Raw genomic sequence first — 11238 nt, 5'->3', positions numbered from 1 at the left:
CGCGTATAATCGTCGGCAGCGTCAGATGTGTATAAGAGACAGTGCCGGACCTGTGGAGGGAGCCGCCGATGCGCACCGTCACCGGAGCCGAGCTGAAATCCGTCCTGCACTTCCGCATGCTGATCGAGCGCATGCGGCAGACCTTCCGTGCCGGGGTCGAGGTGCCGATGCGGCACCACCACACGATCGAGACCTATGGCCAGAGCGACGGCACGCTGCTGCTGATGCCGGCGTGGCAGGTCAACCAGTCCATCGGCGTCAAGGTGGTCACCGTCTTCCCCGACAACGGGGCGAAGAACCTGCCGGCGGTGCAGGGCCTTTACCTGCTGATGGACGGCAAGACGGGGATGCCCCAGGCGGTTCTGGACGGCACCGCCCTGACCAAGCGGCGCACCGCGGCGGCCTCCGCGCTCGCCGCCTCCTACCTCGCGCGGCCCGACTCGGAACGGTTGCTGATGGTCGGCACCGGGGCGCTGGCGCCCGAACTGATCGAGGCCTTCGCCACCGTCCTGCCGATCAAGCATGTGCTGGTCTGGGGCCGCAGCCTTGAGAAGGCGAAGAAGGTGGCCAGCCGCTTCCACCGCCCGAAATTCCGCATCGAGGCCACGGCCGACCTGGAAGGGGCGGTGCGCGGCGCCCAGGTGATCTCCTGCGCCACGTTGGCGAAGGAACCGCTGATCCGTGGCGACTGGCTTCAGCCGGGCGCCCATCTCGACCTCGTCGGCGGCTTCACTCCGGAGATGCGCGAGGCGGACGACGACTGCATCCGCCGCTCCCGCGTCTTCGTGGACACCCGCGAGGGGGCCTGCACGGAGGCGGGGGACATCGTGCAGCCGATGAAGGCCGGCATCCTGACCGATGCGGACATCGCCGGCGACCTGTACGATCTCACCCGCGGCCAGCGCGCCGGGCGCCGCTTCTACGACCAGATCACGTTGTTCAAGTCGGTCGGCACCGCGCTGGAAGACCTCTGCGCCGCCCAGCTGGCGGTGGAGATGGTGATCCACAACGACACGATCCGCTGAGGCGTTTTTCCATCATGACTCTCCGCATCACCGTCGTCGGCGCCGGCATCATGGGGCTGTGCACGGCCTGGGCGCTGGCCCGCGCCGGGCACGAGGTCGCGGTCTTCGACCAGGGGCAGGTGCCCAACCCCTTCGGCAGCTCCGTCGACCAGCACCGGCTGTTCCGCCACGCCTACGGCGCCAGCGCCGGCTACGCCCGCATGGCCGACACCGCCTTCCAGGCGTGGGAGCGGCTGTGGACCGATCTGGGCGAACGTCTGCTCGTCCCCAGCGGCACGCTCTGCACCGCCTCGGCGGAGGACGGGCGGCGCTGGCTGGCCGACAGCGTCGAAGTGCTGGAGTCGCTGGGCCATCCCGTCCGCCGCCTGACCCCGGCGCAGATCGCCGCGGAGTTCCCGCTCGTCGACGCCAACGCCGTGGCGGAGGGGCTGTATCTGGAGTCGGGTGGCGTGCTGCTCGCCGGGCGCATTGTGGAACTGCTCAGCCACCATCTGAACGCGCTGGGGGTGACGGTCCACGCGCGTGCCCCCGTGACGGCGATCGATGCGGAGCGCGCCACCGTGACGCTCGCCGACCGCCGGACCATCGGCGCCGACGCGCTGGTGGTCGCCGCCGGGGCCTGGGTGACGAAGCTGCTGCCGGAAACGGCGGCGCGCCTGACCCCGTCGCGGCAGGTCGTGGCCTATCTGATGCCGCCGGAGGGGCTGCGCGGCGTCTGGGCGACGGCGCCGATGCTGATCGACGCGGATGGCGAGAGCGGGGTCTACGTCGTGCCCCCGGTGGCCGGCACGACGATAAAGGCGGGCGACCACCGCTTCTCACGCGTCGGCGACCCGGACACCGAGCGCGACCCTGATCCGGACGAGGCACGCGACGTGCTGGACCGCGCCCGCCGGGTGCTGGCGGACGGCCACCGCTACAGCCTCGCCAACGCGGCGACCTGCTTCTACACGGTGACCGACGACGAGCGCTTCGTGGTCGAGCCGCTGTCCGCCCGCTGCTGGCTGATGAGCGCCTGCTCCGGCCACGGCTTCAAGTTCGCCCCGGCGCTGGGCGAGGCGCTGGCGGGCGCCATAGCCGATCCGGCGCGGGCGTCCGAACTGCCGGACTGGGCCGCCGGGCGCTGAGCGCCCTCCCGGCATCGGCGGAACGGTGCGGCTCCACCCCTGTTGAGAGGGCAATCAGCCTGTGTTGGCTGAAGCCTTACCGACAGGGAGTGAAGCATCCATGGCCGACGAACCTCGCAAAGTGGGTGTCTATGACACGGACGGCAACCGGACGGCGACGGGCGGTGCGGCCGGCTCCATGAACTGGTGGGTCATCGCGCTGGTCGTGCTGGTGGTCCTCGCCCTCCTCTATTTCTTCCTCTGAGTCCGGACCGCGTCCGGATCGGACCAGCACAGGAGCGGGTTCATGAACAAGAAGACCATTGTCGCGCTGTATGACGATCTGTCCGGCGCCGAACGAGCGCTGAGCGAACTCGAAGCCGCCAATCTGCGGCAGGACTTCACCATGATGGGCGCCGACAGCGCGAAGCTGGGCTCCTCGGCCAGTCTGGCCACCGAGAACCGGCTGGAAAGCTGGCGCCACGCCGCCGACTTCGGGGAGGACCCGAATTTCGACGCCCGCGACCGCCGCGTCTCCATGCTGACCGGCGTCGGCGTGACGCGGGAGGATGCGGAGGTCTTCGCGGAGGGCGTGCGCCGCGGCGGCGTGCTGCTGGTCGGCCGGGTCGAGGAGGCGATGTGCGACTCCGCGCTGGCTGTCATGCAGCGCCACGGCTCGGTGGACATCCCCGGCCGGGCGCAGGGCTACCGTGAGGCCGGCTGGAGCGGCTATGACGCCGCCACCGCCGATTACGACAGCGATCAGGCCGCCGAGGAGCGCCGCCGCGCCGCCGCCGCCTCGCTGCGCGACGTCAACACGCAGGGCGCCAACCCGGCGGCGGGCGCTCCGGCGGCCACGCCGATCGCGACTCCGATGGGCACCCCTGCGACTCCGCCGACCGGGCGCGTCGACGTGAACCGCGAATAGCGGTCCCGCTCCGCTCTCCGGCCCCGGAAGTCTGGTGATTGCCGCCGGCCCTTGTTAGGCTGCGCGCCATCACCACCTTCCAGGGTCCGGAGAGCCGTTTTTCCATGAGCACGCCCAGCATCGCGCCCGCCTCGCGCATCTTCTGCGCCGTCGACACGACCGACCTCGACACCGCCCGTGACCTCGGCCGGCGGATCGCTGGGGTGGTCGGCGGGATCAAGCTGGGGCTGGAGTTCTTCATCGCCCATGGCCCGGCGGGCATCCGCGCGGTGATCGGCGAGGATGGCCCGCCGCTGTTCCTCGATCTCAAGCTGCACGACATCCCCAACACGGTGGCGGGCGGCATTCGGGCGGCGCTGCCGCTGAAGCCCGCCTTCCTGACCATCCACACCTCCGGCGGCCCGGCGATGATGCGCGCGGCGGCGGAAGCCGCGGCCAGCGCGGGTGCGGACCGTCCGAAGATCCTCGCCGTCACCGTGCTGACCAGCATGGACGCCGCCGACCTCCAGGCCGTCGGGCAGAGCGTCCCGGTGGCCGATCAGGTGAAGCGGCTGGCGCTGCTCGCCAAGGACTCGGGGGTGGACGGCGTTGTCTGCTCACCCGCCGAGGTGGCGCTGATCCGCGAGGCCTGCGGGCCGGACTTCATCCTGATGGTGCCGGGCATCCGCCCCGCCTGGGCCGCCGCCAACGACCAGAAGCGCGTCATGACTCCCGCCGAGGCGCTGGCCGCCGGGGCGGACCATTTGGTCATCGGGCGCCCGATCACCGGCGACGCCGATCCGGAAGCCGCCGCCCGCCGCATCGTTTCGGAACTGTAAGGACGTTTTCTAATGCCCGTCAGCGTGAAGATCTGCGGCCTCACCGAGCCCCTGTCGCTGCACGCCGCCGTGGCCGGCGGGGCGCGCTACGTCGGCTTCGTCTTCTACCCGCCGAGCCCGCGCTCCATCGCACCCTCCATGGCGGCGGAGCTGGCGCGGCTGGTCCCCACCGGCGTGCGCACGGTCGGGCTGTTCGTCGATCCGGAGAACGACTTCCTGGAGCATGTGGTCAGCCAGGTTCCCTTCGACCTGATCCAGCTCCACGGCAAGGAGACGCCGCGCCGCATCGCCGAGGTGAAGGCGGCCTTCAACATCCCGGTGATGAAAGCGATCAAGGTCGGCGGGCCGGAGGATCTGGCCGCCGCGCTGGAGGCCGCCGAGGTGGCCGACCGTCTGCTGTTCGACGCCAAGCCGCCGGCCAAGGTGTCGGCCCTGCCGGGCGGCAACGGCATCGCCTTCGACTGGACGCTGCTCGCCGGGCGGAGCTGGCCAAAGCCCTGGATGCTGTCCGGCGGGCTGAAGCCGGAGAACGCGGCGGAGGCCGTGCGAACCACCGGTGCCACGGCGCTCGATGTGTCGTCGGGCGTGGAGGATCGTCCCGGCCACAAGGACCCGGAGCTGATCCGCCGCTTCCTGGACAGCGTGGCCGGGCTGTGACGTGTCGTCGCGGCGAGACATTTGAATAAAATTCGATGTTGCCGCGGGGCTTTCCCTTTTGGCGGATGAGCACAACTTAATCGCACGACCGGGTTGCGGACCCGGGTTATGACTTCGTGCGATACTGTTGGCATCCGCTGGCCGCGACCGGTGGATGTGTCCGAAGGGAAGGCGTGCAAGCCCGATGACCAACTCGTCCGACACACGCTCGCCATCCGACAGCCTCGGCCTCGTCCTCGACGAGCATTTGCGATGGATCGGGCAATGGCACCGCGCGGTCTTCTTCCGCGGCGGGAAGGGGGGCGAGCGGGTGTCGGCGCCGGCCTCCTTCGCGGCGTGGTGCGTGGCGGTCAATGCCGACGATCTGGCCCACCAGCCCGCCGTGGAGAAGCTGGTCACCCTGCATGAGCAGATGCACCGCAAGGCCAAGCTGCTTCTGCTGAAGGCGGCCGGCGGCGAGAGCCCCAGCGAGGCCGACTACGAAGGGGTGATCGCCCGCTTCGAGGAGTTCGTCCTACATCTGCGCCGGGTCGAGCGCGCCTTCGGGGCGGCGGCGAGCGGGCTGGACCCCTTGACCGGCCTGCGCACCCGCCGCGGCATGCAGGAGGCGCTGGAGCGCGAGCACAACCGCTTCCGCCGGAACGGCCCGGCCTTCTGCGTCGCCATCTGCGACATCGACCGCTTCAAGGGCATCAACGACACCTACGGCCACGACATCGGCGACCGCGTCCTGGCCGCCACCGCCGCCGCCATCAGCCGGGGCATCCGCAGCTTCGACGAGGCCTTCCGCATGGGCGGCGAGGAGTTCCTGATCTGCCTGAAGGAAACCGGCCTCGCCGAGGGGTTTCGGGTCATCGAGCGGCTGCGCGGCGAGCTGGCGCGGACCCCGGTGACGCTGCCGGACGGGCGGCGGATCGCGGTCACCGCCTCCTTCGGGCTGGTCGAGGCCGGGGAGGATCTGCCGGTGGAAGAGATGGTGGTCTGCGCCGACCGCGCCCTCTATCAGGCGAAGAACAGCGGCCGCAACCGGGTGGTCCGCTACGGGGTCGACCAGCCGGAGGTTGCGGCGGGGCGGTCGGCGCTTCCCAACCGCCGCTGATTTTCGTCTCCCGAGCGGTGCATCCGGCGGGATCGCTTAAGGGCGGCTTGGCCGAAGCGGGCCCGTCGGGTTAGGATCGGGGCCTAGACAGGCCGCGGCACGAGATCCATGCGCACCCACACCGAATTTCCCAATCTGTTCATCCTCGACCACCCGCTGATCCAGCACAAGCTGACGCTGATGCGGGCCAAGGAACGCTCCACCGGCGGTTTCCGCACCCTGCTGCGCGAGATTTCGCTGCTGATGGGCTATGAGATCACCCGCGACCTGCCTTTGACGACCGAGCGGATCGACACGCCGCTCCAGCCCATGGACGCGCCGGTCATCGCCGGCAAGAAGCTGGCCATCGTGCCGGTGCTGCGCGCCGGCCTCGGCATGGCCCAGGGCCTGCACGAGCTGGTGCCGTCGGCGCGCGAGGGGCACATCGGCCTCTACCGCGACCACGACACCAAGATGCCGCACGAGTATCTGGTGAAGCTGCCCGAGGCGGAAGGCCGCCTGTTCATCGTCGTGGACCCGATGCTGGCGACCGGCAACTCCGCCGTCCACGCCTGCGACGTGCTCAACCGCCACGGCGTGGACGACGAGAACATCCGCTTCATGGCGCTGGTCGCGGCGCCCGAGGGCATGCGCGTCTTCGCCGCCGCCCACCCGCGGGTGAAGGTCTTCACCGCCTCGCTCGACAGCCATCTGGACGAGAACGCCTACATCGTCCCCGGCCTGGGCGACGCGGGCGACCGCATGTTCGGCACCAAGTAACCACAAACGGCGGCCGCATCCCTGTCATACCGTCAGGGGAAAGGGATGCGGCATGTTGTCATTGCGAGTTATTCGCACAGTGTGAGACCATAGGGCTCCCGTTCGACACATCCCTATGGGCGTAACCGGCCTTGACGACGGACACCTTTCAAACCCCCGGCCCGACGCCTGGCGGCCCGGTTCAGGCCGCCGCCTCCTACTCCTCGCTGTGGCAGCGCATCGGACTCAGCGGCTGGACGCTGGCGACGCTGCTGATCGCGGCGCTGGTCACCCTGCCGGTGCTGGCGGTGATCAGCCGCGTCTTCGTGCCGACGGACGGGGTGTGGCAGCATCTGGTCGACACGGTGCTGGCGGAGTATCTGCTGAACACCGTGCGCCTCGTCTTCGGGGTGGGGCTGGGCACGCTGGTGATCGGGGTGGGCACCGCCTGGCTGGTCACCATGTGCCGGTTCCCCGGCAGCCGTACGCTGGAGTGGGCGCTGTTGCTGCCGATGGCGGTGCCGGCCTACGTCATGGCGTACGTCTACACAGATCTGCTCCAGTTCGTCGGCCCGGTGCAGACCGCGCTGCGCGAGGTGTTCCACTGGTCGCGCCGGGATTATTGGTTTCCCGACATCCGTACGCTCGAAGGCGCCGCGCTCATGATGACGCTGGTGCTCTACCCGTACGTCTATCTGCTGTCGCGCGCCGCCTTCCTGGAACAGTCCGTCTGCGTGCTGGAGGTCAGCCGCACGCTCGGCCGCGGGCCGTGGCGCAGCTTCTTCACGGTGGCGCTGCCGCTGGCCCGCCCCAGCATCGTCGCCGGCCTCGCGCTGGTGCTGATGGAGGTTCTGGCCGATTTCGGGACCGTGCAGTATTTCGCGGTGAACACCTTCGTCACCGGCATCTACCGGACGTGGTTCGCCATGGGGCAGCCGGTGGCGGCGGCGCAGCTGGCCGCCGTGCTGATGATGTTCGTTCTGGTGCTGGTGCTGATGGAGCGCTGGTCGCGCCGGCAGGCCCGCTATCACCACACCACCACCCGCTACCGCCGCCTGCCCAAGCACGCGCTGAAGGGCTGGCGCGCCGCCGCCGCCATGACGGCCTGCGGGCTGCCGCTGCTGCTCGGCTTCCTGCTGCCCGCCGGTCTGCTGGTGCGCATGGCGGTGACCGCCGGGGATCAGGCCTTCGGGCCGGTGTTCCTGACGCTGGCCCGCAACAGCTTCACGCTGGCGGCGCTGGCCGCGGTGCTGGCGGTGTCGCTGGCGCTGGTCCTGGCCTACGGGCAGCGGCTGCGCCCGACGCCGCTGCTGAAGGGCGCGGTGCGCGTCGCCGCCATGGGCTACGCCATCCCCGGTTCGGTGATCGCGGTCGGCGTGCTGATTCCCTTCGCCCATCTCGACAACGCCGTCGACGCCTTCATGCGCCAGACCTTCGGCGTGTCCACCGGTCTGCTGCTGAGCGGCACCATCGCGGCGGTCCTCTTCGCCTATCTGGTGCGCTTCCTGGCGGTGTCCTTCAACACGATCGAGGCCAGCCTGGGCAAGATCCGCCCGACGATGGACTTCGCCTCGCGCGTGCTCGGCCACACGGCGGGGCGGACGCTGATCCGGGTGCACGCGCCGATCATGTGGGGCAGCCTGCTGACCGCCGGCCTGCTGGTCTTCGTCGACGTGATGAAGGAACTTCCAGCGACGATGATCGTCCGGCCCTTCAACTTCGACACGCTGGCCGTGCGCGTCTACACGCTGGCCTCCGACGAGCGGCTGACCGAGGCCGCCACCGGGGCGCTGGCCATCGTCGCGGTCGGCATCGTGCCGGTGATCCTGCTCAGCCTGTCCATCAGCCGCTCCCGTCCCGGCCAGACGGACGAGTGAGGCTGTTGCCCCTGCCGCAACAGTGTTGAGCGGCGCTGGGGCTTTATCCGGCGCTCTGGAAAGAATACCTCTCTCTCAGCGATTTTGCCTGAGGAGAGCGTCCGATGAGCGCCGAAACCGTCCGCCCCGTCCTGACCGCCGTCGAAGGCATGGAAGCGTCCGACGGGGCCGGCGTGCGCATGACCCGCATGGTCGGCACGCCGCGCCTGCGCATGCTCGACCCCTTCCTGATGCTGGATTACTTCGGGTCCGACACGCCGCAGGACTATCTGGCCGGCTTCCCCGACCACCCGCACCGCGGTTTCGAGACGGTCACCTACATGCTGGCCGGCCGCATGCGCCACTGGGACAACCACGGCCATGAGGGCGTGATCGAGACCGGCGGCGTGCAGTGGATGACCGCGGGGCGCGGCGTGATCCATTCCGAGATGCCGGAGCAGACCGAAGGGTTGATGAAGGGCTTCCAGCTGTGGATCAACCTGCCGGCGCGGCTGAAGATGTCGGACCCCGCCTACCAGGAGTTCGCCGCCGACCGCATCCCGGTCGAGACGCGTGAAGACGGGACGACGGTGACGGTGATCGCCGGCACCACCGGCAACGGCACCGCCGGCCCGGTGCGCAGCGGCCCGACGGAGGCCCGCTACTTCGACGTCAGTCTGCCGGCGGGTGCCACCTTCTCCGAGCCGGTGCCCGCCGGTCACGCGGCGGCGCTGGTGGTCTTCGAAGGATCGGTGGTGGCGCCTGGCAGCTCCGTCCGGCTGGGCGGGCCGCGGGTGCTGGTGCTGGGCGAGGGTGACCGGGCGGAAATCACCGCCGGCCCGTCCGGCGCGCGCTTCCTGCTGCTTTCCGGCCGCCCGCTCGGTGAGCCGGTGGCCTGGGGCGGTCCCTTCGTCATGAACAGCCGCGAGGAGGTGATTCAAGCCTACCGCGACTACGAAGAGGGAAAATTCTAAACCGCACAAACGAAAAGGGCGCGTCTCCACCGCTGGGACGCGCCCCTTCGCTACGCCGGACGGTGGCTTACTTCCAGCCGGCGCGATCCATGATCTTCAGAGCCTCGGCGTTGTTCTTGCCGTAGACGGCGGCGTTCAGCGGGTCTTCCTTGAACTTGCCCCAGGTCACCAGCACCGGCGCAGTCTCGGCCCCGGCGACGATCGGGTACTCGTAGTTCTTTTCCGTGAACATCTTCTGGGCCTCGGGGCTGACCAGATACTCCAGGAACTGGACGGCCTGCTCCTTGTTCGGCGCGTTCTTCATGACGCCGGCGCCGGAGACGTTCACGTGGGTGCCGCGGTCGCCCTGGTTGGGGAAGATCACGCCCAGCTTCTCCGCGATGGCCTTGTCCTCCGGCTTGGCGGAGGAGGCGATGCGGGCGAAGTAGTAGGTGTTGGTCACGGCCACGTCGCCTTCGTTGGCGGCCACGCCCTTGATCTGGTCGGTGTCGCCGCCCTGCGGCTTGCGCGCCATGTTGGCGACGACGCCCTTGGCCCACTCCTCGGTCGCCTTCTCGCCGTGAGCGGCGAGCAGCGAGCCGACGAGCGACTGGTTGTAGACGCTGGTCGAGGAGCGGACGAGGACGCGGTCCTTCCACTTCGGATCGGCCAGCTCCTCGTAAGTCTTGATCTCGTCCGGCTTCACCGAGGCCTTGTTGTAGACCAGGATGCGGGCGCGCTTGGAAATGCCGAACCAATGGCCTTCCGGCTCGCGCAGGTGGGCCGGGATGGCCTCCTCCATGACCTTGGAGCGGGTCGGCTGGAGCAGACCGGCCTCCTGGGCGCGCCACAGGCGGCCGGCGTCGACGGTGATGAACACGTCGGCGGGGCTGTTGCCGCCTTCGGTCTTCATCCGCTCGATCAGCTCCTCTTCCTTGCCCTCGATGACGTTGATCTTGATGCCGGTCTTCTTGGTGAAGGCGTCATAAAGGTCCTTGTCCACATCATAATGGCGCGCGGAGTAGATGTTCACCTCGGCGGCGCTGGCGAGACCCGTCATGGTCAGCAGCGTGGCGGCGAAGGTGGCGGCAAACACGCCGCGCGATCCGATGTGCATCCTCAATGACTCCCGAATTCTTGTCGGTTCACGCCCGCAATTGCGAAGCGTTCTCATGCACCGACTTGACCATTCGGGGGCCGGGGTGTCAAGCGTGAACGATAACCATTCTCAATATTCAAAAAGGATGCGGAGCGGAACGATCATCGCGGACTAAGACGCCAACCAAAGGTGTAAAGGCTTGTTCGTCCTTAGGGTATGCCTATAATCCGTTTGCGGTAACCGCCGTCGTGCGGGATCGCTAGCGGCCGAACGGGACGACAGATGGGGAGCGTCAGGATGCGTTGGACAGGTCTCTTCGCTTTTGGTGCGGCGCTGCTGTCCGCGCTGGCCGTCACACCGGCCTCCGCCGTCGATTTCTCCAAATCCGCCGCCGAGTACGGCCCGGAAGGCGCCTGGACCAGCCGCTGCGAGATCGACCGGATGACCGACACCAAGGTCTGCCGGCTGATGAACTACCGGCTGTTCGACGACGGCAAGGAGGTCGGCTTCGTGGCGCTGAGCGTCATCCCGACCGGCAACGACTACCACCTGTTCCTGACGACCAGCCAGGGTATGATCGACAACTGCGCCATCCGCGTCGACCGCCAGCCGCGGATCGAGACGCAGATCGCCACGCTCAACATGTGCATGTTCCCGAACTTCGTGTCGGGCCGCGTGGTCGACCAGTTCCGCAACGGTTCCACGGTGCTGGTCCGCGTGAACTTCCTGCGCGCCGGCAAGCGCGACATCGACTTCCCGCTGAACGGCTTCTCGCGCAATTTCGAAGAGATGCAGCGCAGCCTGCAGTGACCGGACGAACCGGATGGCATAAACGACAAGGGCGCGGAGTGATCCGCGCCCTTGTCGTTTCCGGTCCTGCCTTAGCAGGATGCGGAAAAAGGGCTGTGCACGGCCGGTTGGTCGTGATTCTTTTCGGTTGAGGAGAACACGGCCGACGA

The 11238-nt window shown here is 68.7% G+C and carries 12 protein-coding genes; 11 read left to right on the top strand and 1 reads right to left on the bottom strand.

Translation table 11 applies throughout. From position 1 onward, the window contains the following. Positions 1-68 precede the first annotated feature (68 nt). The 10 genes from lhpI to Q4I23_RS25040 all read left to right on the top strand — a co-directional run bounded on the left by lhpI (position 69) and on the right by Q4I23_RS25040 (position 9201). Positions 69-1025, top strand: coding sequence for a bifunctional Delta(1)-pyrroline-2-carboxylate/Delta(1)-piperideine-2-carboxylate reductase (lhpI, locus tag Q4I23_RS25085; RefSeq protein WP_498528022.1), 957 nt, complete (start codon positions 69-71; stop codon positions 1023-1025). A gap of 14 nt (positions 1026-1039) precedes the next feature. Continuing rightward, on the top strand, positions 1040-2152 hold the full coding sequence (locus Q4I23_RS25080; RefSeq protein ID WP_498528021.1) for an NAD(P)/FAD-dependent oxidoreductase: 1113 nt from the start codon (positions 1040-1042) through the stop codon (positions 2150-2152). A 100-nt stretch (positions 2153-2252) separates the two neighbouring features. Beyond that, complete coding sequence (locus Q4I23_RS25075) at positions 2253-2396, top strand: hypothetical protein (protein ID WP_014239243.1); 144 nt, start codon at positions 2253-2255, stop codon at positions 2394-2396. 42 nt (positions 2397-2438) lie between these two features. Further along, on the top strand, positions 2439-3059 hold the full coding sequence (locus Q4I23_RS25070) for a hypothetical protein (RefSeq protein WP_498528020.1): 621 nt from the start codon (positions 2439-2441) through the stop codon (positions 3057-3059). A 104-nt stretch (positions 3060-3163) separates the two neighbouring features. After that, the gene (pyrF, locus tag Q4I23_RS25065) at positions 3164-3877 is read left to right on the top strand and encodes an orotidine-5'-phosphate decarboxylase (protein WP_498528019.1); all 714 of its coding nucleotides are present in this window, start codon (positions 3164-3166) and stop codon (positions 3875-3877) included. Between the two features lie 12 nt (positions 3878-3889). Next, positions 3890-4534, top strand: coding sequence for a phosphoribosylanthranilate isomerase (locus Q4I23_RS25060; protein ID WP_109138558.1), 645 nt, complete (start codon positions 3890-3892; stop codon positions 4532-4534). Between the two features lie 184 nt (positions 4535-4718). Then, positions 4719-5633: a diguanylate cyclase gene (locus Q4I23_RS25055; RefSeq protein ID WP_174452021.1), complete on the top strand. Its 915-nt coding sequence runs from the start codon at positions 4719-4721 to the stop codon at positions 5631-5633. 108 nt (positions 5634-5741) lie between these two features. Then, positions 5742-6392 (top strand): uracil phosphoribosyltransferase, encoded by a 651-nt coding sequence (gene upp / locus Q4I23_RS25050; RefSeq protein ID WP_014239248.1) that lies wholly within the window; start codon positions 5742-5744, stop codon positions 6390-6392. Positions 6393-6523: 131 nt separating this feature from the next. After that, on the top strand, positions 6524-8248 hold the full coding sequence (locus tag Q4I23_RS25045; RefSeq protein ID WP_498528018.1) for an ABC transporter permease: 1725 nt from the start codon (positions 6524-6526) through the stop codon (positions 8246-8248). Positions 8249-8352: 104 nt separating this feature from the next. Then, positions 8353-9201 (top strand): pirin family protein, encoded by an 849-nt coding sequence (locus Q4I23_RS25040; RefSeq protein ID WP_498528017.1) that lies wholly within the window; start codon positions 8353-8355, stop codon positions 9199-9201. Between the two features lie 67 nt (positions 9202-9268). On the opposite strand, the gene Q4I23_RS25035 is transcribed toward Q4I23_RS25040, so the two are convergent. Beyond that, positions 9269-10297 (bottom strand): Fe(3+) ABC transporter substrate-binding protein, encoded by a 1029-nt coding sequence (locus Q4I23_RS25035; RefSeq protein ID WP_454020470.1) that lies wholly within the window; start codon positions 10295-10297, stop codon positions 9269-9271. Between the two features lie 279 nt (positions 10298-10576). On the opposite strand from Q4I23_RS25035, the gene Q4I23_RS25030 reads away from it, so the two are divergent. Then, the gene (locus tag Q4I23_RS25030) at positions 10577-11089 is read left to right on the top strand and encodes an invasion associated locus B family protein (protein ID WP_014239253.1); all 513 of its coding nucleotides are present in this window, start codon (positions 10577-10579) and stop codon (positions 11087-11089) included. Positions 11090-11238 lie beyond the last annotated feature (149 nt).

It is taken from the genome of Azospirillum sp. UFLA03-27 (assembly GCF_059803775.1).
The sequence above is the reverse complement of the archived record's forward strand: the minus strand, read 5'-3'. Positions and strand labels throughout refer to the sequence as shown.

Excerpts from the sequence above, each read along its gene's own strand:
- lhpI (WP_498528022.1), top strand. The coding sequence starts at position 69 with ATGCGCACCGTCACCGGAGCCGAGCTGAAATCCGTCCTGCACTTCCGC.
- Q4I23_RS25080 (WP_498528021.1), top strand. The coding sequence starts at position 1,040 with ATGACTCTCCGCATCACCGTCGTCGGCGCCGGCATCATGGGGCTGTGC.
- Q4I23_RS25075 (WP_014239243.1), top strand. The coding sequence starts at position 2,253 with ATGGCCGACGAACCTCGCAAAGTGGGTGTCTATGACACGGACGGCAAC.
- Q4I23_RS25070 (WP_498528020.1), top strand. The coding sequence starts at position 2,439 with ATGAACAAGAAGACCATTGTCGCGCTGTATGACGATCTGTCCGGCGCC.
- pyrF (WP_498528019.1), top strand. The coding sequence starts at position 3,164 with ATGAGCACGCCCAGCATCGCGCCCGCCTCGCGCATCTTCTGCGCCGTC.
- Q4I23_RS25060 (WP_109138558.1), top strand. The coding sequence starts at position 3,890 with ATGCCCGTCAGCGTGAAGATCTGCGGCCTCACCGAGCCCCTGTCGCTG.
- Q4I23_RS25055 (WP_174452021.1), top strand. The coding sequence starts at position 4,719 with ATGACCAACTCGTCCGACACACGCTCGCCATCCGACAGCCTCGGCCTC.
- upp (WP_014239248.1), top strand. The coding sequence starts at position 5,742 with ATGCGCACCCACACCGAATTTCCCAATCTGTTCATCCTCGACCACCCG.
- Q4I23_RS25040 (WP_498528017.1), top strand. The coding sequence starts at position 8,353 with ATGAGCGCCGAAACCGTCCGCCCCGTCCTGACCGCCGTCGAAGGCATG.
- Q4I23_RS25035 (WP_454020470.1), bottom strand. The coding sequence starts at position 10,297 with ATGCACATCGGATCGCGCGGCGTGTTTGCCGCCACCTTCGCCGCCACG.
- Q4I23_RS25030 (WP_014239253.1), top strand. The coding sequence starts at position 10,577 with ATGCGTTGGACAGGTCTCTTCGCTTTTGGTGCGGCGCTGCTGTCCGCG.